We start from the raw sequence: 25114 nt of genomic DNA, 5'->3' as shown, positions 1-25114 counted from the left end.
TGTCCGTCCCGGCTGCTATTGTCCGGTGCGCGATGGGTCAGCAGAGCACGCCTCCTGCTTCCCCGGACGACTCGCCTTCGGGCGATCCCTGGCATGCGTTCGGGTACGTCGTCTCCGGGGTCGCCGTCTACGGCGTGCTGGGCTGGCTCGCGGATCGGTGGCTCGGAACCTCGTTCCTGGTGGCGATCGGCATCCTCCTCGGAGCCGGCATCGGGATCTACATGACCTTCGCCCGCTTCAACAGGGGCGTGCCGGGAACCGGACCGCAGCACGACACCACGCCCCACGAGCCCGAGCAGGAATGACAGAGGAGACCTGGTGACCTTCGCCTCCAGTGAGAGCTTCCACGCTCCGGGACCGGCCACCTTCGAGCTGCCGCCGGTCTTCGAGATCGGCTCCGTCGGCGTGACCAAGCCGATGCTGCAGCTGTTCCTCGCCGCGGCCCTGGTCTTCGCCTTCTTCTACGCCGCCTCCGCCAAGCGCGCGATGGTGCCCGGCAAGCTCCAGTACGCCGGGGAGGCCGCCTACGGCTTCGTCCGCAACGGGCTGGCCCGCGACCTGATCGGCAGCCGCGACTTCATGCGGTTCGTGCCCTACCTGTTCGCGCTGTTCTTCTTCATCCTGCTGAACAACTTCTTCGGCAGCATCCCGATGATCAACTTCCCGACGTTCAGCCGGGCGGGGATGGTCTACGGGCTCGCAGCGCTGAGCTGGATCATCTACAACGCGGTCGGCATCCGGAAGCACGGCTTCGTCGGCTACCTCAAGCACCAGTCGGTGCCCCACGGCGTGAGCCCGGTGCTCTACCCGCTGCTGATCCCGCTGGAGTTCCTCTCCAACATCATCGTGCGGCCGGTCACGCTGGCGCTCCGACTCTTCGCGAACCTGTTCGCCGGCCACATCCTGCTCGTGCTGTTCTCCACCGGCGGCCTCTACCTGCTCCAGAACGAGGGCGTGATCGGCGCCGTCGCCGGCCCGGTCGCCTGGGTGCTGGCCATCCTGGTGAGCTTCCTGGAGCTGCTGGTGCAGTTCCTGCAGGCCTACGTCTTCGTCCTGCTCAACGCGATGTACATCTCCGGCGCGCTCGCGGACGAGCACTGACCCCCTGACCACCCACCCGACCAACCAGCACCACCAACCGAAAGGAAATTGCCGTGGATGGCAACCTGAACATGATCGGCTACGGCCTCGCCGCGATCGGCCCGGGCGTCGGCATCGGCCTGATCTTCGCCGCCTACATCAGCGGTGTGGCGCGTCAGCCCGAGGCGCAGGGTCGCCTGCAGTCGATCGCCATCCTGGGCTTCGCGCTCGCCGAGGCCCTCGCGATCATCGGTATCGCCCTCGCGTTCGTCCTCTGACCTGACCGCCTGACGAAGGACCCGAGATGAACCTCATCTTCCTGGCCGAGGAAGGCGCGGAAGAGCACAACCCCCTGATCCCCGAGTGGATCGAGGTGGTGCTGGCGCTCGTCGTCTTCGCCCTGCTCTTCCTGGCCCTGAAGAAGTTCGTGGTCCCGAACTTCGAGAAGACCTTCGCCGAGCGGACCACTGCGATCGAGGGCGGGCTCAAGGCCGCCGAGACGAAGCAGGCCGAGGCCGACGCCAAGCTGGCCGAGCTGGACCGTCAGCTCAGCGAGGCGCGGCACGAGGCGGCCCGGATCCGCGAGGAGGCCCGCGAGCAGGGGGCCGCGATCATCGCGGAGATGCGGGAGCAGGCGCAGGCCGAGGCGAACCGCATCGTCGACCACGGCAAGGCCCAGATCGAGGCCGAGCGGCAGCAGGCCGTGGCGTCGCTGCGGACCGAGGTCGGCACGCTCGCGACCAGCCTCGCCGGCCGCATCGTCGGTGAGTCGCTGGACGACGAGGCGCGCCAGCGCCGGGTCGTGGAGCGGTTCCTCGACGAGCTCGAGAGCTCGCCGAACGGCAGCGGGGCGGCGCGCTGATGCCGTCCGCAGACCTGAGGGGCGCGTCGGCGGAGTCGTTGGAGGCTCTCGTCGGTGACCTCGAGCGCGGCCTCTCCGGCTCGCTCGTGGGTCGCGTCGTCGACGCGGTCCGTGGTGAGCCCGGGGTGCGCGTCGACGCCGGCCGTGTCTCCGAGGACCTCTTCCTGGTCGCGTCGATCCTGGCCGACGAGCCGGGGCTGCGCCGCACGCTCACCGACCTGTCGCTCCCCGCCGACGCCAAGGCCGGGCTGGTGCACCGGATCTTCGACGGCAAGCTCGCCGAGGTCTCGGTCGACGTGCTCGCCGCCGCCGCGGGGCGCCGGTGGGCCGGCACCCGCGACCTGGGTTACGCCCTGGAGCACCTCGGGGTCATTGCGGCGGTCAAGGCCGCCGACGCCGAGGGTGAGGGCGACCGGCTCGAGGACGACCTGTTCGCCTTCGGCCGGCTGGTCAGCGGCAACCCGGAGCTCCGGGACGCGCTGTCCGATCCGAGCCGCTCGGTCGAGGACAAGCGCGGGCTGCTGCGGGGGCTCCTCGAGGGCAAGGTCTCCACCGCGGCGCTCAAGCTCGCCGAGCAGTCGGTCAGCGGCTTCCACCGCACGGTGGCGGTCGCGGTCGACGAGTACCAGAAGATCGCCGCGAGCCAGCGGCAGCGGATGGTGGCCCTGGTGCGCGTGGCCCGCCCCCTCGAGCAGGGCGAGGCCGACCGGCTGGCCCGGGCGCTCACCACGCAGTACGGACGCCCCGTGCACTTGAACGTGGTCGTCGACCCGGGTGTGATCGGTGGTGTCCGCGTCGAGGTCGGCGACGACGTCATCGACGGCACCGTCGCCAGCCGACTCGACGACGCGCGTCGACGGCTCGCCGGCTGACCCACCCGCAGGCCGGGCGCCACCGCGCCGGCCACCACACGAGTTTCCACACCGAGGAAGAGAGCAGGGAAGACAGATGACGGAGCTTTCGATCCGTCCGGACGAGATCCGGGACGCGCTGCAGCGCTTCGTGGCCGACTACCAGCCCGAGACCGCCAGCCGCGAGGAGGTCGGCACCGTCGCGGAGGCCGGCGACGGCATCGCTCGCGTCACGGGGCTGCCCTCGGCGATGGCGAACGAGCTCCTCGAGTTCGAGGACGGCACGCTCGGCCTCGCGCTGAACCTCGACACCCGCGAGATCGGTGTCGTCATCCTCGGTGACTTCCAGGGGATCGAGGAGGGCCAGACGGTCCGTCGCACCGGCGAGATCCTCTCGGTTCCGGTGGGCGACAAGTACCTCGGCCGCGTCGTCGACCCGCTGGGCAACCCGATCGACGGGCTCGGCGAGATCGAGGCCGAGGGGCGTCGCGCCCTCGAGCTCCAGGCGCCCAGCGTGGTGCAGCGCAAGTCGGTCCACGAGCCCCTCGCGACCGGCATCAAGGCGATCGACTCGATGACGCCGATCGGCCGCGGCCAGCGCCAGCTGGTGATCGGCGACCGCCAGACCGGCAAGACCACGATCCTCATCGACACGATCATCAACCAGAAGCAGAACTGGGAGTCCGGCGACCCGGACAAGCAGGTCCGCTGCATCTACGTCGCCATCGGCCAGAAGGGCTCCACGATCGCCTCGGTGCGTGGCGCCCTCGAGGAGGCCGGCGCGCTGGAGTACACCACGATCGTGGCGTCGCCCGCGTCCGACAGCGCCGGGTTCAAGTACCTCGCGCCGTACACCGGCTCGGCCATCGGCCAGCACTGGATGTACGCCGGCAAGCACGTCCTGATCATCTTCGACGACCTCACCAAGCAGGCCGAGGCCTACCGTGCGGTGTCGCTGCTGCTCCGCCGCCCGCCGGGTCGTGAGGCCTACCCGGGTGACGTCTTCTACCTGCACAGCCGGCTCCTCGAGCGCTGCGCGAAGCTCTCCGACGAGATGGGCGCCGGCTCGATGACCGGGCTCCCCGTGATCGAGACCAAGGCGAACGACGTGTCGGCGTACATCCCGACCAACGTCATCTCGATCACCGACGGCCAGATCTTCCTGCAGTCCGACCTGTTCAACGCCAACCAGCGCCCGGCGATCGACGTCGGCATCTCGGTGTCCCGCGTGGGTGGTTCGGCGATGACCAAGGCGATGAAGGCCGTCACCGGCTCGCTCAAGGTCGACCTCGCGCAGTTCCGCGCCATGGAGGCGTTCGCGATGTTCGCCTCCGACCTCGACGCCGCCTCCCGCCAGCAGCTCGACCGCGGTCAGCGGCTGATGGCGCTGCTCAAGCAGCCGGCCTACTCGCCGTACCCGCTCGAGGAGATGGTGGTCTCGCTGTGGACCGGCACCACCGGCAAGCTCGACCGGGTGCCGACCGACGACGTGCTCCGCTTCGAGCGCGAGTTCCTCGACTACCTGCGGCGCTCGCACGCCAACATCCTGGAGACCATCCGGGAGACCCAGAAGTTCGAGGACGACACCGCCTCCGCGCTCGAGAGCGCCTTCGAGTCCTTCACCGACCAGTTCGAGACCTCGGAGGGCGGCTCCATCAAGGCCGGCCACGAGGAGCACGAGGCGCTGGAGGACGAGGACGTCGAGCAGGAGCAGATCGTCAAGCAGAAGCGGGGCTGAGCCATGGCCGTGTCGCTGCGTGAGTACCGCGCCCGGATCAGGTCGGTCGAGTCGACCAAGAAGATCACCCGGGCCATGGAGCTCATCGCCGCCTCCCGCATCATCAAGGCCCAGCAGCGGGCGCAGGCCGCGGCGCCGTACGCCCGCGAGCTGACCCGCGCGGTGTCGGCGGTGGCGACGTTCTCCAACGTCGACCACCCCCTCACCGAGGAGACCACCGAGTCGAACCGCGCCGCGGTCCTCATCGTGACCAGCGACCGCGGGCTCGCGGGTGCGTACTCCTCCTCGGTGATCAAGGAGGCGGAGCGGCTCATGGAGAAGCTCCGCGGTGAGGGCAAGGAGGTGGCGGTCTACATCTCCGGACGCAAGGGCGTCGCCTACTTCTCCTTCCGCAAGCGCGAGATCGTGCAGTCCTGGACGGGCCACTCCGACCAGCCGACGTACGACGTGGCCCGCGAGATGAGCGACACCCTCATCGAGCAGTTCCTCACCGAGGAGACCGGCGTCGACGAGGTGCACGTCGTCTACTCCCGGTTCAAGTCGATGCTCGTCCAGGAGCCCACCGCCGTGCGGCTGCTGCCCCTCGAGATCGTCGAGGGGGAGGAGCGGCCCTCCGAGGAGGAGCTGCTCCCGCTCTACGAGTTCGAGCCGAGCCCGGCGGAGGTGCTCGACGCGCTGCTGCCGAAGTACGTCACCTCGCGGATCTACTTCGCGCTGCTCCAGGCCGCGGCCTCCGAGCTCGCCGCCCGCCAGCGGGCGATGAAGTCCGCGACGGACAACGCCACCGAGCTCATCAAGAAGTACACCCGGATCGCCAACCAGGCCCGCCAGGCCGGCATCACCCAAGAGATCAGCGAGATCGTGGGCGGCGTGAACGCGCTCGCCGACGCCAACGCCGGTCACGAGTGACACGAGGAATGTGAGAGAGATGACCGCCACCATTGACGAGAGCGCCACTCAGACCGGCGCCCAGGGCTCCGTCGGCCGCATTGCCCGGGTGATCGGCCCGGTCGTGGACGTCGAGTTCCCCGTGGACGCGATGCCCGAGATCTACAACGCGCTGACGGTCGACGTCACCCTCGGCGACGAGACCACCACGATCGTCCTCGAGGTCGCCCAGCACATCGGCGACGGCATGGTCCGCGCGATCTCGATGAAGCCGACCGACGGCATGGTCCGCGGCGCGCAGGTGACCGACACCGGCAACCCGATCTCGGTCCCGGTCGGCGACGTGACCCTCGGCCACGTCTTCAACGCCACCGGCGACTGCCTCAACCTCGAGGAGGGCGAGCGGCTCGAGGTCAACGAGCGCTGGGGCATCCACCGCAAGGCGCCGGCCTTCGACCAGCTCGAGTCGAAGACCCAGATGTTCCAGACGGGCATCAAGGTCATCGACCTGCTGACCCCCTACGTCCAGGGCGGCAAGATCGGCCTGTTCGGCGGTGCGGGCGTCGGCAAGACCGTGCTCATCCAGGAGATGATCGCGCGCGTCGCGAAGGACCACGGTGGTGTGTCGGTGTTCGCCGGCGTCGGCGAGCGCACCCGTGAGGGCAACGACCTCATCGCCGAGATGACCGAGGCCGGCGTCATCGGGCAGACCGCGCTGGTCTTCGGCCAGATGGACGAGCCGCCGGGCACCCGGCTCCGGGTCGCGCTGTCCGCGCTGACGATGGCGGAGTACTTCCGCGACGTGCAGAACCAGGACGTGCTGCTCTTCATCGACAACATCTTCCGGTTCACCCAGGCCGGCTCCGAGGTCTCCACGCTGCTCGGCCGGATGCCTTCGGCGGTGGGCTACCAGCCCAACCTGGCCGACGAGATGGGCGTGCTGCAGGAGCGGATCACCTCGACGCGCGGTCACTCGATCACCTCGATGCAGGCGATCTACGTCCCCGCCGACGACTACACCGACCCGGCACCGGCGACCACCTTCGCCCACCTCGACGCGACCACCGAGCTGTCCCGCGAGATCGCGTCGCTGGGCATCTACCCGGCGGTGGACCCGCTGACCTCGACGTCGCGGATCCTCGACCCGCAGTACATCGGCCAGGCGCACTACGACGCCGCGATCCGGGTGAAGCAGATCCTGCAGCGCAACAAGGAGCTCCAGGACATCATCGCGATCCTCGGTGTGGACGAGCTGTCCGAGGAGGACAAGATCATCGTCCACCGCGCGCGCCGCATCCAGCGGTTCCTGTCGCAGAACACCTACGTCGCGAAGCAGTTCACCGGCATCGAGGGCTCGACGGTCTCCGTCGAGGACACGATCGAGGCGTTCAACAAGATCTCCGACGGCGAGTACGACCACGTCGCGGAGCAGGCCTTCTTCATGTGCGGCGGTCTCGAGGACGTCGAGCGCAAGTGGGCCGACATCCAGAAGAACCTCTGAGCCATGGCTGACTCGACGATGCAGGTGGAGCTGGTCGCCGCTGACCGGCTCGTGTGGTCGGGCGAGGCGACGATGGTCATCGCCCGTACCACCGAGGGTGACGTCGGGATCCTGCCGAACCACGCGCCGGTGCTCTCGGTGATGGTCGACGGGATCGTCGACGTCCGCACCGCGGACGACGAGACCTGGGTGGCCGCGGTCGACGCCGGGTTCCTCTCGGTGGCGGGCAACCGGATCTCGATCCTGTCCGAGCACGCCGAGATGTCGCACGAGATCGACCTCGAGCGGGCCCGGCACGACCTCGAGCGCGCCCAGGCCGCGGGCGAGGACGGCGACGAGGCGGCGGAGGCCGCGGCCCGCGCCTGGGCCGAGGCACGGATCAGGGCGGCGGAGAGCAGGTCGTGACCGCGCCGGTGGGATGACCCACCGGTGCGGCCCTACGTGGCGGTGAGGGAGGAGCGGCCTTGCCGCTGTGGCAGTGGGTCGTCGACGGTGTCGGCGCCGTCCTCCTCCTGCTGCTGCTCTACGGCGTCGTGCTGGTCGTCCGACGGCGGCTGGTCGGCCGCAACGGCGGCACCTTCGAGCTGAGCTACCGGCCAGCCGCGGGGCCGGCCGGGGCTGCGCAGCCGCCCAGCGGCCGGGGCTGGGTGCTGGGCATGGGGCGGTACTCCGCCGACCGGCTCGAGTTCTTCCGGATCTTCTCCGTCGCTCCGCGGCCGAGCGTCGTGCTCGGCCGCGCCGACCTCTCCTACGTCGGTCAGCGCAGTCCGGCGCCGGAGGAGGCACACTCGCTGTACGCCGGCCACGTGGTCGCGGAGTTCACGACCCGTGACGGCCGGCTCGAGCTTGCGATGACACCGGGGGCGCTGACCGGGCTGCTGGCCTGGCTCGAGGCGGCGCCGCCGGGGCGCCGACCACCCGCTGTGTGAGGGGAGGCCAGTGGACGCACCCGGGAACGACGGTCGCCGCATCCTCGTGTCGGACGACTCCGAGGAGATCCGGCTGCTCGTGCGCCTCGCGATCGAGAGCGCCGGGCTCGGCGAGGTCGTGGGGGAGGCGGCCGACGGTGACCAGACGCGCCGGCTGGTCGACGAGCTCCGGCCCGACCTGGTCGTGCTCGACCTGCTGATGCCCCGGTTCGACGGCGTGGAGTCGTTGCGCCGCCTCCACGAGCAGGCGCCCGGGCTCCGGGTGCTGGTGCACTCGGGGTCGGCCTCGCCGGAGCTGGCCGCGGAGGCCCGGACGGCGGGAGCGGTCGGGATGGTCGTGAAGGGCGCTCCGCTGCGCGAGCTCGTCGAGGCGGTCAGCTCCGCCCTCGACACCCCTTCCTGAGCCCGGCGGGCGCGGTCAGCGCTCGCCGCCCGGCTTCCACAGCACGTCGCCCTGCGCCAGGTTCGCGTGGCGGGCGAGGATGAAGAGCAGGTCGCTGAGCCGGTTGAGGTACTTGATCGCCTCCGCGTTCATCGTCTCCCCGTGCTCGGCGTACGCCGCCCACGCCGCCCGTTCCGCACGGCGCGCGACCGTCCGGCAGACGTGGAGAGCCGCGGCCCCGACCGTGCCACCCGGGAGGATGAACGAGCGCAGCGGCTGCAGCGGCTCGTTGAACCGGTCGCACCACTGCTCGAGCCGTGCGACGTACTCCGGCTCCACGCGCAGCGGGGGGTACTCCGGGTTCTCCACCACCGGCGTGCAGAAGTCCGCCCCGACGTCGAACAGGTCGTTCTGCACCGTCAGCAGCACCGCGGTGACCTCGTCGTCGAGCCCGCCCACCGCGAGGGCGTAGCCGAGCTGGCTGTTCAGCTCGTCCACGTCGGCGTAGGCGGCGAGCCGGAGGTCGGTCTTGGTGGTCTCGCTGTTGTCGCCGAGACGGGTGGTGCCGGCGTCGCCGGTGCGGGTGTAGATCCGGGTGAGGTTGACCATCGGGTCAGCGTAGAGCCCCGTGATAGGACCGACGCATGGAGGCGTTCCGGCTCACTTCGCCCCCCGACGGTCGTCAGCCGCTGCACGGCTCCGTGACCGTGGGAGGGGCGAAGAACAGCGCCCTGAAGCTGATGGCGGCCTCGCTGCTCGCTCCGGGCACGACCACGATCACCAACCTGCCGGACATCCTCGACGTCGACGTGATGGGGCGGCTCCTCGGCGAGCTGGGGTGCGAGGTCGAGCTCGACCACGACGCGGAGCGGGCGACGGTCCGCGCGCCGGAGGAGCTCGGGCACCACGCGCCGTACCACCTGGTGCGGCGGCTGCGGGCGAGCATCAGCGTGCTCGGCCCGCTCGTCGCACGGTGCGGCCGGGCGCGCGTCGCGCTGCCCGGCGGCGACAACATCGGCTCGCGCGGCCTCGACATGCACCTGCGCGGGCTGGAGGCACTCGGTGCGTCGGTCGCGATCGAGCACGGGTACGTCGTCGCCGAGGTCGCCCGGCTCCGCGGCGCGACCGTCTGGCTGGACTTCCCGAGCGTGGGGGCCACCGAGAACCTGCTGATGGCCGCCACCCTGGCCGAGGGCACCACGGTCATCGACAACGCCGCGCGGGAGCCGGAGATCGCCGACCTCTGCCGGATGCTGCAGCGGATGGGCGCCCGGGTCGACGGGGTCGGCACCGGGACGCTCGTGGTCGAGGGCGTCGACCGGCTGGAGCCGGTGACCCACGAGACCGTGACCGACCGGATCGTGGCCGGGACCTGGGCCTTCGCAGCGGCGATCGCGGGCGGCGAGCTGCGCGTCGACCGGGGCCGGGCGCACCACCTCGAGATCGTGCTCGACAAGCTGGCCGCCGCCGGGGCGCGCGTCTCCACCGACGACGCGGGGTTCACCGTCGCCGCGGACGGCCGGCTCGAGGCGTTCGACGTGGTGACCCTGCCCTACCCGGGCTTCCCGACCGACCTCCAGCCGTTCGCGCTGACACTCGCCGCGGTGAGCGAGGGGACCGCGATGATCACCGAGAACGTCTTCGAGGCGCGGTTCATGTTCGTCCAGGAGCTCGCCCGGCTCGGCGCGGAGGTCCGCATCGACGGCCACCACGCGGTGGTGCGGGGCAAGCCGGTGCTCTCAGGGGCCGACGTGGTCGCCCACGACATCCGCGCCGGGGCCGCGCTGGTGCTCGCCGGGCTGGCGGCGGAGGGGCGGACGACGGTGGCCGACTCCTACCACGTCGACCGGGGGTACCCCGGCTTCGTCGAGTCGCTGCGGTCGCTCGGTGTGGACGTCGAGCGGGTTCAGCTCCCCGACCTCGAGCGCTGACACGCCGGGCTGAGGCTCCCGCGAGTCGGGACCAAAGTCCCGAACGGCCGACTTGCTCATGAAAGTCCTGCGAACACGCAACCTTCCCCCTGTGTGCTGCGTCATAGTAGGTGGAGCCCCACCTGACGGGGGACCCGGAGGGAGATGTCCGTGGACGTCGACACGATGGAGACAACGGCCGTGCGCCTCGCCGGCAACCTGGACGGCCGCTGCTCGGCCGAGGTGCGCGAGGCCCTCTACGACCACGTGGCCCAGCACCCGGACCGCGACCTCGTCGTCGACCTCTCCGGAGTGGAGTCCATCGACGCCACCGCCCTCAAGGTGCTCGCCGCTTGCGCCCTCCGGCTCGACCGCGAAGGTCGCCGCGTCGTCCTGCGCGGCGGGTCTCCCTCGCTCCGCCGGCTGTTCGCCTTCACCGGCTGGCGCCGGCTCTTCGCCTGGGAGCGTGGCTGACGCCACCCCGCGCGTGTTGAACAGGTAACAAGTCGTTACTGGGGGGTTCGGGGCCGTTCTATGGTTCCGGCTATGAGCGAGACTCCCGCCAAGGACCGCCCCTGGGTGATGCGTACCTATGCCGGCCACAGCTCGGCGTCGGAGTCGAACGCGCTCTACCGGCGGAACCTCGAGAAGGGGCAGACCGGGCTCTCGGTCGCCTTCGACCTCCCCACGCAGACCGGCTACGACCCGGACTCGCCGCTGTCGCGCGGCGAGGTCGGCAAGGTCGGCGTCCCGATCCCGCACCTCGGGGAGATGCGCCGGCTCTTCGAGGGCATCCCGCTCACCGAGATGAACACCTCGATGACGATCAACGCCACCGCCATGTGGCTGCTGGCGCTCTACCAGGTCGTCGCCGAGGAGCAGGCGGGAGCGACCAGCGACGAGGACAAGGAGCGGGTCCACAACGCGCTGGCGGGCACCACGCAGAACGACATCATCAAGGAGTACCTCTCCCGCGGGACCTACGTCTTCCCGCCCGAGCACTCGCTCCGGCTGACCACCGACACGATCGCCTACACGGTCAACCACATCCCGAAGTGGAACCCGATCAACATCTGCAGCTACCACCTGCAGGAGGCCGGCGCGACGCCGGTGCAGGAGCTGGCCTACGCGCTGAGCACCGCGGTCGCGGTCCTCGACGCGGTGCGTGACTCCGGCCAGGTGGACCCCGCCGACATGGGGAAGGTCGTCGGCCGCATCTCGTTCTTCGTCAACGCGGGCGTGCGGTTCGTCGAGGAGATGTGCAAGATGCGCGCCTTCGTGCAGCTGTGGGACGAGATCACCCGCGAGCGCTACGGCGTCACCGACGAGAAGATGCGGCGGTTCCGCTACGGCGTGCAGGTCAACTCGCTCGGGCTGACCGAGGCGCAGCCGGAGAACAACGTGCAGCGGATCGTGCTCGAGATGCTCGGCGTGACGCTGTCGAAGAACGCCCGCGCCCGCGCCGTGCAGCTGCCCGCCTGGAACGAGGCGCTCGGGCTGCCGCGGCCGTGGGACCAGCAGTGGTCGCTGCGGCTGCAGCAGGTGCTCGCCTTCGAGTCCGACCTGCTCGAGTACGGCGACATCTTCGACGGCTCGCACGTCGTCCAGGCGAAGGTCGAGGAGCTCGTGGCTGGTGCCCGGGAGGAGATGGACCGGGTGCAGGCGATGGGCGGGGCGATCGCCGCGGTCGAGTCCGGCTACATGAAGCAGGCGCTGGTCTCCTCGCACGCAGCCCGCCGGGGCCGGATCGAGGCCGGTGAGGAGATCGTCGTCGGCGTCAACAAGTTCGAGTCCACCGAGCCCTCGCCGCTGACCGCCGACCTCGACGCCGCCATCCAGGTGGCCGACCCCGAGGCCGAGCGCGCGGCGCTGCGCGGCCTGGAGGAGTGGAAGGCGCAGCGCGACCCCGGGGAGGTCGACGCCGCGCTGCAGCGGCTGGCCGACGACGCCAAGTCCGGCGCGAACCTCATGGAGGCCACGCTGGTGGCCGCCCGCGCCGGGGTGACCACCGGCGAGTGGGCCGGCAAGCTGCGCGAGGTGTTCGGCGAGTACCGCGCCCCCACCGGCGTCTCCGGCGCGGTCGGTGTCGCCGAGGCCGGCAGCGAGCTCGCCCGGGTGCGTGACGAGGTCCGCCGCACGGGCGAGGAGCTCGGCGGCCGGCTGCGGCTGCTCGTCGGCAAGCCCGGGCTCGACGGCCACTCCAACGGCGCCGAGCAGGTCGCCGTGCGGGCGCGGGACGCCGGGTTCGAGGTCGTCTACCAGGGGATCCGGCTCACCCCCGAGCAGATCGTCGCGGCCGCGGTGGCCGAGGACGTCCACTGCGTGGGGCTCTCGATCCTGTCGGGCTCGCACATGGAGCTCGTCCCGTCGGTGCTCGACGGACTGCGGGGCGAGGGAATGGGCGACGTGCCCGTCGTGGTCGGCGGGATCATCCCGGGCTCCGACGCCGCGAAGCTCAAGGAGCTCGGCGTCGCGGCGGTCTTCACCCCGAAGGACTTCGGGCTGACCGAGATCATGGCGGGCATCGTCCGGGAGATCCGCAGGGCCAACGGCCTGGACTGAACCGCCCTTCGTGGTGTGTTGAGCCGCCCCTCGTGGCGCGCGGCTAGGGGGTCTGCTCCTCGGGGCGGCCGAACCGCTCGCCGCTGTGGTGCTCCTCGGCGAGCCGGCGCAGGACGGTCAGCAGGTGGCCGAAGAGCACCTGGCCGACCACCATCTGCGTGAGCAGCTCGGCACGGCCGGCCGTCGGGTCCAGTGCGGCGATCTCGTGCCGGGCGAGCCGGTCGGCCACCTCGCCGTACTCGGTGATGACCTCGGGCGCGAGCGGCCGGCCGTTGAGCCGCTCGTAGCTCTCGAGGGTGGCTGCGAGGTTCTCGAGGTCGGGGGTGTCGGGGCGGAGCACCCAGCCCAGGCCGGCGAGCACGCGGACGGCGAGCTCCCGGCTCGGCCCGCGGTCGCCGTCGTCCGGCGGGGGAGCGGGGGCGAGGGCGTCGGCGGTGACACCGAGCAGCGCCTGCACCGGCCGTTCGTCCTCCACCGCCCGGACCAGGAGCTGCAGCCGGCTGACCGGGACGTCGCCGACCTCGCGGAGGACGCGCAGCAGCCGGAGCCGGCGGACGTGCGACTCGTCGTACTCCGCGAGCCTCGCGCTCACCGCCCGTCCGGGGTGGAGCAGCCCCTCGCGCAGGTAGTACTTGATCGTCGCCGCCGGGACGCCGCTGGTCTGCTCCAGCTCCGAGAGCCTCATCGAACCTCCTTGACGGTCTCTCAAGATAGTGCCACTCTCTTGATAAGAGAGTCGCGCTATCCAAGGAGTCGCCATGAGTGTCGGCCACCTGCCCCGTCCGTACGCCGGAGTGGCTGACCGCGCCCCGCGGGGCGTGCTTCCCGCACAGCAGGTCGCGGAGGTCCCGGGGGAGGAGGTCGTGGTCTTCCTCATCGGGATGCGGATCAACCGGCTCCGCAAGGTCCGCTCGTGGTGGGGCGCCTTCGTCGGGATGCCTCGGATGCTCGCCGAGCTGGCCAAGCACCCCGAGGACGGGCTGCTGCACGCCCGGACGTTGTGGTCGGGCCGCACGTTCATGGTGGTGCAGTACTGGGAGAGCGTGGAGAAGCTCGGCCGGTACGCCCGCAACGCCGAACGTGCGCACGCCCCGGCCTGGGCCGCGTTCAACCGGGGACCGGCCGCCACCGGCGACGTCGGGATCTTCCACGAGACCTACGTCGTGCCGCGCGAGGGGGTCGAGACCCTCTACGCCAACCTGCCGGCGCTGGGGCTCGGCGCAGCCCACGGGGCTGTGCCCCGACCGGCCCGCAGGTCGAGGCGGGCCGAGAAGCGAGTGGGTGGCGAGGTCGCCGACGTGGGGTGAACCGGCGCGCGGCTCGCACGGCTGGGGCAGACTCTCGGCATGGCGCGCGTGGTGGTGATCGGTGCAGGCGTGGTCGGGCTCAGCTGCGCGGTGCGGCTGCTCGAGGCCGGCCACCAGGCCTCCGTCGTCGCGCGGGACCTCCCGCTGGAGACCACCTCGGCCACGGCGGCCGCGCTCTGGTACCCCTACCGCGCCTACCCGTTCGAGCGCGTCACCGGCTGGGCGGCCACGACGTACGACGAGCTGGTCCGACTCGCCGCCGACGAGCGCACCGGCGTCCGGGTGGTGCCGGGGGTCGAGGTGTTCCGGGCGCCCACCCCGCAGCCGTGGTGGGCCTCCGCGGTGCCGCGGCTGACGCGGGCCGACCACGTCCCGGACGGGTACGCCGCCGGGTGGGCCTTCGACAGCCCGGTCGCCGAGATGCCGGTCTACCTCCGCTGGCTGACCGCACGGATCGAGGAGCTCGGCGGCACCGTCACCCGGATGGCGCTGTCCGGGCTGCCCGACGGCGCCGACGTGGTGGTGAACGCCGCAGGGCTCGGAGCGCGACTCTTCGCCGACGACGGCTCGATCGTGCCGGTGCGCGGTCAGGTGGTGCTCGTCGAGCAGTTCGGCCTCGACCGGTGGGCCCTGGACGCCTCCGGCCCGACGTACGTCGTGCCCCGCAGCCATGACGTCGTCGTCGGAGGCACGGACGAGGAGGGCCGGTGGGACCGCACGCCGGACGACGCGGCCGCGAAGGAGCTGCTCGAGCGCGCCAGCCGGCTGGTGCCCGGGGTACGGCGGGCGAAGGTGCTCGGCCACCGGGTCGGGCTGCGCCCCGCCCGCCCCCTGGTCCGGCTCGAGGAGGTGGCCGGCGCCGCGGGGAACCGAGTCGTGCACTGCTACGGCCACGGCGGCGCGGGCGTCACGCTCTCGTGGGGGTGCGCCGACGAGGTCGCCGCCCTGGTGGGTCCGCCGGCATGAGCGGCCGCCTCTGCTCAGCGAGGCGCGATGACCAGCTCGGCGACGAGGTCGCCGTCGAGCACGAACGTGAAGTCCAGCTCGGCGACCCCACCGGGGAAGTTGCCCTCGAGGCGGTGGCTGGCCACCCACCGCCGGTCGTCGACCCGCTGCGCGCCGACCAGCTCGATCGTGAATTGGTACTGGGCTCCGGCGTGCTGCAGGAACTTGAGGAGCTCCTCGGGGCCGCGGTAGGTCCGACCCTCGTCGGTGATCGTGGCCTCGGGGGTGAAGGCCCGGAGCGCGGCGTCGACGTCGCTCGCGGCGCGTGCGTCGAGGTAGCCGCGGACCGAGGCGGGGAGCTGGGCGGGATCGATGGCGGTCGGTGAGGTCATGCCACCACGGTGCGCTCTTCCCGTGCGGGAGGGTCAAGCGGTGGACCCTCCCCCCGGGGGAGGGTGGAGACTGCAGCGGTGCTGACGATCGGCGAGTTCTCACGGCTGAGCCACCTCAGCGTGCGCACGTTGCGCCGCTACCACGACGCCGCCCTCCTCGAGCCGGCCGCGGTCGACCCGGCGAGCGGTTACCGCTACTACAGCGTCGACCAGATCCCGACCGCCCAGGTCATCCAGCGGCTCCGCGAGCTCGACGTGCCGCTGTCCGACGTGCAACGCATCTTGAGGTCGCCCGACCCGGACGTACGCGCGGCCCTTGTCTCCGAACACCTCCAGCGGCTGGAGTCCGAGCTGGACCGGACGCGCTCCGCGGTGGCCACGCTGCGCCGGCTGCTGCAGCCTGCGCCGCCCCCGATCGCGGTCGAGCTGCGCGCCGTGGCTGCCACCACCGTGGCTGCGGTCGAGGGCGACGTGGACCACGGTGAGCTCCTCGCCTGGTACGCCGGCGCCATGGCCGAGCTGACCGCGGCCACCACCGAGCCGACCGGTGCTCCCGGTGGCCTCTACGACAACGAGCTCTTCGAGGACGGCCACGGCCACGCGCTCGTCCACGTGCCGATGCGGGTGCCGCCGCGCAGCGGACGGGTGCACCCGGTGACGCTGCCGGCGGTCGAGCTCGCGGTCGCCACGCATGCCGGCGCGCACGACGACATCGACGTCACGTACGGCGAGCTCGGTGCCTGGGTCGTGGCCAACGAGCTGGCCGTGGCCGGGCCAGTGCGGGAGACCTACCTGGTCGGTCCGCGGGACACGCCGGACCCCGAGGAGTGGCGGACCGAGATCGGCTGGCCGGTCTTCCGACTCGGCCCGCGCTGAGGCCGACCGGCATCGAGTCGCTGGCTGGTCGGCCAGCTCAGAAGAGCCGGTCCTCCGGGCTGTCGAGCCCCCGCAGCGCGTCGTAGTCGACCACCGCGCAGGCGATCCCGCGGTCCTCGGCGAGGGTCCTGGCCTGCGGGACGATCGACTGGGCGGCCAGGATGCCTCGCACGGGCTTGAGCCGGGGATCCCGGTTGAGGAGCTCGAGGTAGCGGGTCAGCTGCTCGACCGACTCGATCGTGGCCTTCCGCTTGATCTCGACGGCCACCGAGGCGCTCACCGAGTCGCGGCACATGAGGTCCACCGGGCCGATGGCGGTCGGGTACTCCCGGCGTACGAGCGTGAGCCCCTCGGCGATCGTCGACGGGTGCTCGGCGAGCAGCTCCTGGAGGTGCTTCTCCACGCCGTCCTTCTGGAGCCCCGGGTCGACCCCGAGGTCGTGGGTGGTGTCGCTGAGCACCTCGTCGATGAGGATGCGGAGCGTGTCGCCGTCCGGGCCGTCCTTGCCGTGGACCGTCCACTCGACGCGGCCGTCCTCCGCCACGCCCTCGCGGAGCTTGGCCGGCGGGGACATCCAGTTCAGCGGCTTGTAGGAGCCGCCGTCGGAGTGCACCAGCACCGAGCCGTCGTTCTTCACCATGATCAGCCGGGTCGCCATCGGGAGGTGGGCGGTCAGCCGGCCGGCGTAGTCCACCTGGCAGCGGGCGATCACGAGACGCACGGCCCGGACGCTACCTCACGCCACGAGGGGCGGTTCAACACGCCACGAGGGGCGGTTCGACACACCACCAGCACCAGAAGTTACCGGCGGGTGAACTTGCTCACGGACGGCTGCCGGGGACGGGTGGCAGGATGCCGACCATGGCTCGTGACTTCACCTCCGTCGGCGTGGTCGGACTCGGCACGATGGGTGCCGGCATCGCCGAGGTGTTCGCCCGGAACGGCTTCTCCGTGGTCGGCATCGAGCTGACCGACGACTCCCTCGAGCGCGGCCGGCAGCACCTCCTCAACTCGACCAACCGCGCGGTGCAGCGCGGCAAGCTGAGCGAGCAGGAGCAGAGCGAGCTGCTCGACCGGATCACCTTCACCACCGACCTCGCCGACATCAAGGAGTGCCAGCTCGTCGTCGAGGCGGTCATCGAGCAGCTCCCGGTGAAGCGTGAGGTCTTCCAGCGGCTCGACGGGGTCGTGGCCCCCGACGCGGTGCTGGCCACCAACACCTCGTCGCTGTCGGTCACCGAGATCTCCACCGCGACCGCCAAGCCGGGGCGCGTGGTCGGCATCCACTTCTTCAACCCGGCGCCGGTCCAGAAGCTCGTCGAGGTCGTCCGCACGGTCGTCACCGAGCCGGACGTGCTCGACGACGTGACCGCCCTGCTCGAGCGGCTCGGGAAGACCCCGGTCGTCTGCGGCGACAAGGCCGGGTTCATCGCGAACTCGCTGCTCTTCGGCTACCTCAACCACGCGGTGTCGATGTACGAAGGGCGCTACGCCTCCCGCGAGGACATCGACGCGGCGATGCGCTACGGCTGCGGCTACCCGATGGGCCCGCTGGCGCTGCTCGACCTCATCGGCCTCGACACGGCGTACGAGATCCTCGACACGATGTACAAGCAGGGGCGCGACCGGCTCCACGCGCCCAGCCCGATCCTCAAGCAGATGGTGACCGCCGGGCTCCTCGGCCGGAAGACCGGCCGGGGCTTCTACACCTACGAGGCGCCCGACAGCCCGAAGATCGTTCCCGACGACCAGACCCCGTCCGCCGACGACAAGCCCCGGATGCACCACGACGTCAAGCTCGTGGGTGTCGTCGGGACCGGCACGATGGCGAGCGGCATCGTCGAGGTCTTCGCGAAGGCCGGCTACGACGTGAAGTACGTCGGCCGCTCCGCCGCGAAGGTGGCCGGCGTGCGGGCCGGGATCGAGAAGTCGCTCGACAAGGCGATCCAGCGCGGGAAGCTCGAGGAGTCCGCCAAGGAGCAGGTGCTCGGTCGACTGACCGGCACCACCTCGCTCGACGACCTCGCCGACGTGGACGTCGTCGTCGAGGCGATCGCGGAGGACCTCCAGATCAAGTCGGTCCTCTTCGAGAACCTCGACGAGATCTGCAAGCCCGGCGCGATCCTCGCGACCACGACCTCCAGCCTGCCGATCATCGCGCTGGCGAAGGCGACGAACCGGCCGCAGGACGTCGTGGGGATGCACTTCTTCAACCCCGCACCGATCATGAAGCTCGTCGAGGTGGTCTCGACCGTCGCCACCGACGACAAGGTCGCGGAGACCACCCGAGCGCTCTGCGCCGACGTCGGCAAGGTCGCGGTCTCCTGCGGCGACCGGGCCGGGTTCATCGTCAACGCGCTGCTGTTCCCCTACCTCAACGACGCGGTCAAGATGCTGCAGGCCCACTACGCCACGGCCGACGACATCGACACCGCGATGAAGTACGGCTGCGCCCTCCCGATGGGTCCCTTCGAGCTGCTCGACGTCGTCGGCAACGACGTCTCGCTGGCGATCCAGCGCGAGCTCTACCTCGAGTTCCGCGAGCCCGGCTTCGCACCTGCGCCGCTGCTCGAGCACCTGGTCACCGCGGGCTACCTGGGCCGCAAGACGGGGCGCGGCTTCCGCGACTACTCCTCCCGCTGACCTGACCGGCGGTTGGATTTCTTGTCCGGCGGGCATAACGGTTGACGGAATCCTGTCGGCCGTAGCGCCCACTGCACCGGGCAGGGGCGGCGTCCGACGCGGAAGGACGACGTCATGTCCGTGGAGACGGGCCGGATCACGACTGACATCCCGGCGCGGATGGACCGGTTGCCCTGGGCACGCTGGCACTGGCTGGTGGTCATCGGGCTGGGCACGGTGTGGATCCTCGACGGGCTCGAGGTCACCATCGTCGGCTCGATGTCGGCGGCGCTCCAGGAGGAGGAGACCGGCCTCGCGCTGAGCAGCTTCGACGTGGGCTTCGCCGGCGCCGCGTACGTCGCAGGGGCGTGCCTCGGTGCGCTGTTCTTCGGCCAGCTCACCGACCGCTTCGGCCGCAAGAAGCTGTTCCTCCTCACGCTCGCGGTCTACACCGTCGCCACCGTGCTCACCGCGTTCTCGATGAACCCGACGTGGTACTTCGTCTGCCGCTTCCTGACCGGCACCGGCATCGGCGGTGAGTACGCCGCGATCAACTCCGCGATCGACGAGCTGATCCCCGCGAAGTACCGCGGCCGCGTCGACGTCGCGATCAACGGCTCGTTCTGGGTCGGCGCCGCGCTCGGCTCGCTGCTCACCATCCCGCTGCTCGACCCCACCGTCGTCGACCAGGCCTGGGGCTGGCGGATCGCCTTCGGCCTCGGCGCAATCCTGGCCGTCGGCATCCTCATCGTCCGCAAGAACGTGCCGGAGAGCCCGCGCTGGCTCTTCATCCACGGCCGCGAGGACGAGGGCGAGGCGATCGTGCGCGACATCGAGCGCACGGTCCGAGAGGAGAGCGGCAAGGAGCTGCGCCCGGTCAGCGACAAGATCACCATCCGGCAGCGCAAGACGATCCCGCTGACCCTGATCGCGAAGACCGTCTTCACGATGTACCCGAAGCGGACGATCCTCTGCTTCTCGCTCTTCGTCGGCCAGGCGTTCCTCTACAACGCCTTCTTCTTCACGTACGGCGACACCCTCACGACCTTCCTCGACGTCGAGCAGACCGGGTGGTACCTCGCGATCTTCGCCGCCAGCAACTTCGCCGGCGCGCTGACCCTGAGCCACCTGTTCGACACGATCGGCCGGGTCCGGATGATCTCGTTCACCTACATCTTCTCGGGGCTGCTGCTCGCCGGGACGGGGCTCTTCCTCGGCGACGTGAACGCGACGACCCTGACGCTGATGGGCGCGATCATCTTCTTCTTCGCCTCCGCGGGCGCGAGCGCGGCGTACCTCACCGCGAGCGAGGTCTTCCCGATGGAGACCCGCGCGCTCTGCATCGCGTTCTTCTACGCGATCGGCACCGCAGCGGGCGGTATCTCCGGGCCGCTGCTCTTCGGCAAGCTGATCGACGACGCGTCGGGCAGCGGCGACATCACCGGCATCGCGATCGGCTACTTCATCGGTGCCGCGCTGATGGTGGCCGGTGGGATCGTCGAGGCCTTCCTCGGCGTGAAGGCGGAGGGCAAGTCGCTGGAGTCGATCGCCCAGCCGCTGACCGCCGAGGACGACGCGCCGCCGGCCGGAGGCCCCGGCCAGGACCACCAGCGCACCCCGGAACCCGTCTGACCAGGAGGGTCACGACCATGCCGATGCCCCCGCCCAAGGCCAGCACCGAAGGGCCCCGCGACCGCCAGGTGTTCCACGAGATGGGCCAGATCGTGCGGGCCCTCGAGGCCAACGGTCCGCTCACCAAGGAGCGCCTCGCCGAGGTCCTGGGCGCGGCGTACTGGGAGGCGAACCGGTTCGACCGGGCGCTGGCCCTCGCCGTCGCCGACGGCCTCGTCTACCTCACCGACGAGGGGACGCTCTCCGCCAGCTGAGCCGGGCCGGGGTCAGAGGGTCCTGCCGCGGGTGTGGAGGTAGAGGTCGCGGAGCAGCGCGATCTCGGCGCCGTGGTGGAGCAGCTCGCGGTTGATGTGCAGCACGAGCGCGGCCATCGGCCACTCCGCGTAGTCACCCTCGCTCGGGCCGCAGGGCCGCGCGAGCCCCTCGTCGCCGAGCGACCGCACGCCGGCCGTCCAGGCGGAGTACTGGTCGTCGAGCTGGGCGAGCGCCTCCGCCGCGGTCCCCGCGTAGGCGTGGCTGGGGTAGTCGACCGGCGGTCCGCCGAAGTGCGCGGCGTTCCGCACGCCGAGCACGCCCACGATCACGTGGCCCAGCCGCCACGCGATCGTGGTGAACGGCTCCGGCTCGGGCGGCGGGAAGGCGAAGTCGATGGTGAACTCGCCCGAACCGGCCTGCACGGGGGCGGTCCCGGTGCCGCGGGGGCGGACGTTCCACCCCGGCACGGGCTCCCAGAAGTACTCCTCGTCGTCGAGCCCCTCGAACCGGGGGCGCAGCTGGTGGGTCCAGTGCCACTCGACCTGCTCGAGGAGCCGGTCGTTCCATGTCGTCTGCATGACGACCATGCTGGTGGTGGAAGAGGACAGGATCGGTCCGCTAGGTCGGCGATGATCTCCCCATGACCGAGTCGACGACGGAGCGGGTGCTCCGGCTGCTGACCCTGTTGCAGGCCCGCGCGGTGTGGACCGGCCCTGAGCTCGCCGAGCGGCTCGGGGTCACCACCCGATCGGTGCGCCGCGACGTCGAGCGGCTCCGGGCGCTCGGCTACCCGGTGAACGCGACCCAGGGAGCGGGCGGCGGCTACCAGCTCGGCGCGGGCCGTGCCCTGCCGCCGCTCCTCCTGGACGACGAGGAGGCGGTGGCCGTCGCGGTGTCGCTCCGCCTCGCCGCCGGCGGCACGGTCGCGGGCGCGAGCGAGGCCGCCCTCCGGACCCTCGCCAAGCTCGACCAGGTGATGCCGCCACGGTTGCGGGCGGAGGTCCGGGCGATCCAGGACGCGACCGAGCTGCTGCCCGGGGCGGCGGTCGAGATCGACGGCGAGGTGCTCCAGCGGCTCGCCCGAGCCTGCCGCGACTCGGTCCGGGTGCGCTTCGAGTACGCCGCTCCCGGCGCCGCCCCGACCAGCCGCACGGTCGAGCCGGAGCGGCTGGTGGCCACCGGGCGGCGGTGGTACCTCCTCGCCTGGGACGTGGACCGCAACGACTGGCGGGTCTTCCGCCTGGACCGGATGGCCGACGTCGCGACGACGACGTGGCGGTTCCGCGCACGGCACCACCCGGACCCCGCGGGCCACGTGCAGCGCGCGGTCTCGACCTCCGCCTACCCGGTCCGGGCGCGGGTGCGGGTGCACGCGCCGGCGGAGCGGGTGCGCGCGGTGGTGCCGGCCGCCGCCGCGACGGTCACGCCGGTCGACGACGACAGCTGCCTGCTCGAGACCGGGGCCGAACGGGCCGACGCCCTGGCCGTGCAGCTGGGCTGGGTCGGTGCGACGTTCGAGGTCCTCGAGCCGCCGGCGCTGGCCACCGCGGTCGCCGAACTCGCGGACAGGCTCGCCCGGTCCGCGAGACAATCCGGGGGTGCTGCACCGTCTCGGGACCCCGCTGGCCACCCTGCTGCTCGCCACGACCCTTGCGCTGATCCTGGCGCCCGCGGCGTCGGCCGCGCCGGCCCCACCCCCGGCTGACGCCGACTGGGACTACCAGCTCGGCGGCCCGGCCGCGGTGGCCGACCACGTCGGCGTCGTGGCCCGGGACCGCGAGGCCGCGCCGCTGCCCGGGAAGTACAACATCTGCTACGTCAACGGGTTCCAGACCCAGCCGGACGAGCGTCGCTTCTGGAAGCAGTCGGCCGCCCGGTGGCGGCTGGTGCTGAAGAAGGCCGGGAAGCCGGTGGTCGACACCGACTGGGGCGAGTGGCTGCTCGACATCCGCACCGCCGCGAAGCGCAAGCGGCTCACCCGCATCGTCGGCCGGTGGCTCGACGGCTGCGCAGCCGCCGGCTTCCAGGGTGTCGACCTGGACAACCTCGACTCGTTCGGCCGCAGCCGCGGGCTCCTGCGCCCGGCGCACGCCAAGGCCTACGCCCGGCTGCTCGTCGCCCGCGCCCACGAGGCCGGGCTCGCGGTCGGCCAGAAGAACTGGGTCGAGCTCGGGAAGGCCGGGCGCCGGATCGGCTTCGACTTCGCGCTCGCCGAGGAGTGCGCCCGCTACCGGGAGTGCGGCGGCTACACCCGGGTGTACGGCGACCAGGTGCTGGTCGTCGAGTACCGCCGGCGTGACTTCCGGGTGGCCTGCGCGGAGTGGGGGTCGTTGTCCGTCGTACGCCGGGACCGGGCGCTGTCCCCGAAGGGCGTCCGCGACTGGTGCTGACCCGTCGGGGGAGGATGGACGCATGTCGAAGATCCGCGGCAACTCGATCCTGCCCGCCCGGCGTGAGCCGATCACGCTGCACACCGCCGACGGGCTCGAGCTCGTCGGCGAGCTCGCGCTGCCGCCCGAGTCGGACCCGGTGGCGACGATGGTCTGCCTGCACCCGCTGCCGACCCACGGCGGGATGATGGACAGCCAGGTCTTCCGGAAGGCGTCCTACCGGCTCCCGGCGCTCGCCGACCTCGCCGTCCTGCGGTTCAACACCCGCGGGACCAGCAGCGTCCAGGGGACCAGCCAGGGGTCGTTCGACCGCGCCGTGGGAGAGCGGTACGACGTCGCGGCGGCCGTGGAGTACGCGGAGTTCCACGACCTGCCGTCGATCTGGCTGGTCGGCTGGTCGTTCGGCACCGACCTCGCGCTGATGTACGGCAACGACCCCGCGGTGGTCGGCGCGGTGCTGCTCAGCCCGCCGCTGCGGTTCAGCGAGGAGCGCCACCTGGAGCAGTGGGCGGAGTCCGGCAAGCCGCTGAAGGTGGTCGTGCCGGAGCACGACGACTACCTGCAGCCGCCGGAGGCGAAGGAGCGGTTCTCGGTGGTGCCGCAGGCCGAGCTGGTCGCGGTGGACGGTGCGAAGCACCTCTGGGTCGGCGACGCCGAGCGGGTGCTCGACGAGGTGGTCGCGGCGCTCAACCCGGCGGCCTCCGTTCCGCTCCCGACCGAGTGGGAGGGACCGATGGAGACCGCCGACCCGAGCGCCTACGCCGACCGCACCACGGCGGTCTTCAAGGACCAGCCGCGCTGACCGGAGGTCAGGAGGCGTCGTCCTCCTGACCCTTCTGGGCCTGCGGCTCCGGGGCGTCGGCGAACCCGGCCACGACGTCGCGGAGGGCGCCGAGCTGGGCGACGACGGCGTCGCGCCGCTTGGTGTAGCGGTCGACCTCGGCCATCAGCTCGGCGAGCTGCCGCTCGGCCTCCGCGTGGCCGGCCGCCACGAAGTTCTCCGCCTGGGTCTGCGCGGTCGCCACGACCTGCTCGGCCTCGCGACGGGCCCGGGTGAGGACCCGCTCGGCCTCCTGCTCGGCCTGCTGCCGGTGGCTGGTGGCCAGGGCGATCGCCTCGCGCGCCCGCTCCTCGGCGGCGTCGGCACGGGCCTCGGCCTCCTGGACCAGGGCGTTGGTCTCGGCGACGGCGTTGCTGTGGTGCTCGGCGGCCTCGCGGGTCAGCCGCTCCTTCTCGACGGCCAGCGTCCGCTGCATCTCCTGGACCTGCCGCTCGGCGGCCGCGAGGGTCTGCTCGGCCTCACGGCGCGCGGAGGTGAGCAGCGCGTTGGCCTCCTGCTCCGCGACCAGCCGGCGCTGCGACGCCTCGCGCTGGGCCGACCCGAGCAGGTCGTCGGCCTCCGAGCGGGCGAGGGTGCGGATCCGCTCGACCTCGCTCATCGCGGTGGCGCGGGCCTCGTCGAGCTCCTTGAGCTGGACCATCCGCATGTCCTCGGCGTCCCGTGCCGCGTGCGACTTGAGGGCGCTGGCCTCGGCGTTCGCGGCGCGGACGATCTCGTCCGCGCGGGTGCGCGCGGAGGCGATGACCTCGTCGGCCTGCTCCTCGGCGAGGCGGAGCAGCTCGCTGGCCCGGCCGCCGAGCTGGGCGTAGCTGGGGGTGTAGTTCTCGTCGGTGAGCTCGCGGAGCCGCTCGACCTCCGCCTCGAGCTCGGAGGTGCGCTGCATCGCCTGCTCGAGGCTGGTGGCCAGCTTGCTGCGCTCGGCGGTCATCGCGGCGAGCTTGCGGTCCACGCTCGCGGTGTCGTAGCCGCGGCGGGCGACGGGGAAGGCCGGGCCGCCCGACTTGGGCGGGGCGGCGACCGGAGTGCTCTCGGTGGCGGTGGTGTCGTCGAAGATGGAAAGGCCGGAGCGCTCGGTCATCGGCGGGTCCCTCGAATCTGCTCAGTGTCCTCGGTGGAGCGGGCGTGCTGTGCTCCTAGTGGCTCCTAGTGTC

The 25114-nt window shown here is 71.5% G+C and carries 29 protein-coding genes; 23 read left to right on the top strand and 6 right to left on the bottom strand.

Translation table 11 applies throughout. The features are described 5' to 3' along the window. Positions 1 to 32 precede the first annotated feature (32 nt). The 11 genes from FIP57_RS16720 to FIP57_RS16670 all read left to right on the top strand — a co-directional run bounded on the left by FIP57_RS16720 (position 33) and on the right by FIP57_RS16670 (position 8252). The gene (locus tag FIP57_RS16720; protein ID WP_148574643.1) at positions 33 to 305 is read left to right on the top strand and encodes an AtpZ/AtpI family protein; all 273 of its coding nucleotides are present in this window, start codon (positions 33 to 35) and stop codon (positions 303 to 305) included. Between the two features lie 13 nt (positions 306 to 318). Further along, positions 319 to 1101, top strand: coding sequence for a F0F1 ATP synthase subunit A (gene atpB / locus FIP57_RS16715; RefSeq protein ID WP_238993529.1), 783 nt, complete (start codon positions 319 to 321; stop codon positions 1099 to 1101). A 53-nt stretch (positions 1102 to 1154) separates the two neighbouring features. Next, a complete protein-coding gene (gene atpE, locus FIP57_RS16710; protein ID WP_269800883.1) occupies positions 1155 to 1358 on the top strand; it encodes an ATP synthase F0 subunit C in 204 nt (67 codons plus the stop codon). A 26-nt stretch (positions 1359 to 1384) separates the two neighbouring features. Beyond that, the gene (locus tag FIP57_RS16705; RefSeq protein WP_148574640.1) at positions 1385 to 1942 is read left to right on the top strand and encodes a F0F1 ATP synthase subunit B; all 558 of its coding nucleotides are present in this window, start codon (positions 1385 to 1387) and stop codon (positions 1940 to 1942) included. Continuing rightward, positions 1942 to 2814, top strand: coding sequence for a F0F1 ATP synthase subunit delta (locus FIP57_RS16700; RefSeq protein ID WP_148574639.1), 873 nt, complete (start codon positions 1942 to 1944; stop codon positions 2812 to 2814). Before FIP57_RS16705 ends, FIP57_RS16700 begins: the two co-directional genes overlap by 1 nt. A 76-nt stretch (positions 2815 to 2890) precedes the next feature. Continuing rightward, positions 2891 to 4531 (top strand): F0F1 ATP synthase subunit alpha, encoded by a 1641-nt coding sequence (gene atpA, locus FIP57_RS16695; RefSeq protein ID WP_148574638.1) that lies wholly within the window; start codon positions 2891 to 2893, stop codon positions 4529 to 4531. A gap of 3 nt (positions 4532 to 4534) precedes the next feature. Then, on the top strand, positions 4535 to 5440 hold the full coding sequence (locus FIP57_RS16690) for a F0F1 ATP synthase subunit gamma (RefSeq protein WP_148574637.1): 906 nt from the start codon (positions 4535 to 4537) through the stop codon (positions 5438 to 5440). A gap of 19 nt (positions 5441 to 5459) precedes the next feature. Beyond that, complete coding sequence (gene atpD / locus FIP57_RS16685; protein WP_148574636.1) at positions 5460 to 6920, top strand: F0F1 ATP synthase subunit beta; 1461 nt, start codon at positions 5460 to 5462, stop codon at positions 6918 to 6920. A 3-nt stretch (positions 6921 to 6923) separates the two neighbouring features. Next, complete coding sequence (locus tag FIP57_RS16680; RefSeq protein ID WP_148574635.1) at positions 6924 to 7325, top strand: F0F1 ATP synthase subunit epsilon; 402 nt, start codon at positions 6924 to 6926, stop codon at positions 7323 to 7325. A gap of 59 nt (positions 7326 to 7384) precedes the next feature. After that, positions 7385 to 7849: a DUF2550 domain-containing protein gene (locus FIP57_RS16675; protein ID WP_148574634.1), complete on the top strand. Its 465-nt coding sequence runs from the start codon at positions 7385 to 7387 to the stop codon at positions 7847 to 7849. Between the two features lie 10 nt (positions 7850 to 7859). Further along, positions 7860 to 8252, top strand: a complete 393-nt coding sequence (locus FIP57_RS16670; protein ID WP_162529839.1) for a response regulator — start codon at positions 7860 to 7862, stop codon at positions 8250 to 8252. Positions 8253 to 8267: 15 nt separating this feature from the next. On the opposite strand, the gene FIP57_RS16665 is transcribed toward FIP57_RS16670, so the two are convergent. Next, entirely contained in the window at positions 8268 to 8840 is a 573-nt protein-coding gene (locus tag FIP57_RS16665) for a cob(I)yrinic acid a,c-diamide adenosyltransferase (protein ID WP_148574632.1), read from the bottom strand. Between the two features lie 35 nt (positions 8841 to 8875). On the opposite strand from FIP57_RS16665, the gene murA reads away from it, so the two are divergent. The 3 genes from murA (at position 8876) to FIP57_RS16650 (ending at position 12703) form a co-directional block, all read left to right on the top strand. Then, positions 8876 to 10162: a UDP-N-acetylglucosamine 1-carboxyvinyltransferase gene (gene murA, locus FIP57_RS16660; RefSeq protein WP_148574631.1), complete on the top strand. Its 1287-nt coding sequence runs from the start codon at positions 8876 to 8878 to the stop codon at positions 10160 to 10162. 150 nt (positions 10163 to 10312) lie between these two features. Beyond that, positions 10313 to 10615 carry an STAS domain-containing protein gene (locus tag FIP57_RS16655; protein ID WP_238993528.1) on the top strand — a complete coding sequence of 101 codons (303 nt, stop codon included), beginning with the start codon at positions 10313 to 10315 and terminating at the stop codon, positions 10613 to 10615. Positions 10616 to 10687: 72 nt separating this feature from the next. Next, positions 10688 to 12703, top strand: a complete 2016-nt coding sequence (locus tag FIP57_RS16650; RefSeq protein ID WP_148574629.1) for a protein meaA — start codon at positions 10688 to 10690, stop codon at positions 12701 to 12703. Between the two features lie 43 nt (positions 12704 to 12746). On the opposite strand, the gene FIP57_RS16645 is transcribed toward FIP57_RS16650, so the two are convergent. Next, positions 12747 to 13388, bottom strand: coding sequence for a MerR family transcriptional regulator (locus tag FIP57_RS16645; protein WP_162529838.1), 642 nt, complete (start codon positions 13386 to 13388; stop codon positions 12747 to 12749). A gap of 73 nt (positions 13389 to 13461) precedes the next feature. Here FIP57_RS16645 and FIP57_RS16640 point away from each other — a divergent pair, with 73 nt between their 5' ends. Both FIP57_RS16640 and FIP57_RS16635 read left to right on the top strand, forming a co-directional pair. Beyond that, positions 13462 to 14010 (top strand): DUF4188 domain-containing protein, encoded by a 549-nt coding sequence (locus FIP57_RS16640; protein ID WP_148574627.1) that lies wholly within the window; start codon positions 13462 to 13464, stop codon positions 14008 to 14010. Positions 14011 to 14049: 39 nt separating this feature from the next. Then, on the top strand, positions 14050 to 14976 hold the full coding sequence (locus FIP57_RS16635) for an FAD-dependent oxidoreductase (protein WP_148574626.1): 927 nt from the start codon (positions 14050 to 14052) through the stop codon (positions 14974 to 14976). Between the two features lie 14 nt (positions 14977 to 14990). On the opposite strand, the gene FIP57_RS16630 is transcribed toward FIP57_RS16635, so the two are convergent. Further along, positions 14991 to 15347 carry a nuclear transport factor 2 family protein gene (locus FIP57_RS16630; RefSeq protein WP_148574625.1) on the bottom strand — a complete coding sequence of 119 codons (357 nt, stop codon included), beginning with the start codon at positions 15345 to 15347 and terminating at the stop codon, positions 14991 to 14993. 78 nt (positions 15348 to 15425) lie between these two features. Between FIP57_RS16630 and FIP57_RS16625 the strand changes: the two genes are divergently transcribed. Then, on the top strand, positions 15426 to 16223 hold the full coding sequence (locus FIP57_RS16625) for a MerR family transcriptional regulator (RefSeq protein WP_148574624.1): 798 nt from the start codon (positions 15426 to 15428) through the stop codon (positions 16221 to 16223). 37 nt (positions 16224 to 16260) lie between these two features. Here FIP57_RS16625 and nucS read toward each other — a convergent pair whose 3' ends face one another. Next, complete coding sequence (gene nucS, locus FIP57_RS16620) at positions 16261 to 16944, bottom strand: endonuclease NucS (RefSeq protein WP_148574623.1); 684 nt, start codon at positions 16942 to 16944, stop codon at positions 16261 to 16263. Positions 16945 to 17084: 140 nt separating this feature from the next. Here nucS and FIP57_RS16615 point away from each other — a divergent pair, with 140 nt between their 5' ends. From FIP57_RS16615 to FIP57_RS16605, 3 genes are all read left to right on the top strand, one after another. Next, the gene (locus FIP57_RS16615; protein WP_148574622.1) at positions 17085 to 18866 is read left to right on the top strand and encodes a 3-hydroxyacyl-CoA dehydrogenase family protein; all 1782 of its coding nucleotides are present in this window, start codon (positions 17085 to 17087) and stop codon (positions 18864 to 18866) included. A gap of 114 nt (positions 18867 to 18980) precedes the next feature. After that, positions 18981 to 20477 (top strand): MFS transporter, encoded by a 1497-nt coding sequence (locus FIP57_RS16610; RefSeq protein WP_148574621.1) that lies wholly within the window; start codon positions 18981 to 18983, stop codon positions 20475 to 20477. Between the two features lie 17 nt (positions 20478 to 20494). Next, complete coding sequence (locus FIP57_RS16605; protein WP_148574620.1) at positions 20495 to 20731, top strand: hypothetical protein; 237 nt, start codon at positions 20495 to 20497, stop codon at positions 20729 to 20731. Positions 20732 to 20743: 12 nt separating this feature from the next. Here FIP57_RS16605 and FIP57_RS16600 read toward each other — a convergent pair whose 3' ends face one another. Then, positions 20744 to 21310 (bottom strand): DinB family protein, encoded by a 567-nt coding sequence (locus tag FIP57_RS16600; RefSeq protein WP_148574619.1) that lies wholly within the window; start codon positions 21308 to 21310, stop codon positions 20744 to 20746. Positions 21311 to 21372: 62 nt separating this feature from the next. Here FIP57_RS16600 and FIP57_RS16595 point away from each other — a divergent pair, with 62 nt between their 5' ends. Genes FIP57_RS16595 through FIP57_RS16585 form a run of 3 tightly spaced genes read left to right on the top strand, consistent with a single transcriptional unit; the run spans position 21373 to position 23924 of the window. Then, complete coding sequence (locus tag FIP57_RS16595) at positions 21373 to 22437, top strand: helix-turn-helix transcriptional regulator (RefSeq protein WP_148574618.1); 1065 nt, start codon at positions 21373 to 21375, stop codon at positions 22435 to 22437. Beyond that, on the top strand, positions 22331 to 23122 hold the full coding sequence (locus FIP57_RS16590; RefSeq protein WP_148574617.1) for an endo alpha-1,4 polygalactosaminidase: 792 nt from the start codon (positions 22331 to 22333) through the stop codon (positions 23120 to 23122). Before FIP57_RS16595 ends, FIP57_RS16590 begins: the two co-directional genes overlap by 107 nt. Before the next feature lie 22 nt (positions 23123 to 23144). After that, positions 23145 to 23924: an alpha/beta hydrolase gene (locus FIP57_RS16585; protein ID WP_148574616.1), complete on the top strand. Its 780-nt coding sequence runs from the start codon at positions 23145 to 23147 to the stop codon at positions 23922 to 23924. A gap of 7 nt (positions 23925 to 23931) precedes the next feature. On the opposite strand, the gene FIP57_RS16580 is transcribed toward FIP57_RS16585, so the two are convergent. Beyond that, positions 23932 to 25041: a coiled-coil domain-containing protein gene (locus FIP57_RS16580; protein WP_148574615.1), complete on the bottom strand. Its 1110-nt coding sequence runs from the start codon at positions 25039 to 25041 to the stop codon at positions 23932 to 23934. Positions 25042 to 25114: the final 73 nt, after the last annotated feature.

It is taken from the genome of Nocardioides caldifontis (assembly GCF_008087345.1).
GTDB classification, from domain to species: domain Bacteria; phylum Actinomycetota; class Actinomycetes; order Propionibacteriales; family Nocardioidaceae; genus Marmoricola_A; species Marmoricola_A caldifontis.
Note: the sequence above shows the minus strand (reverse complement) of the source record. Positions and strands in the feature narration are given on the sequence as shown.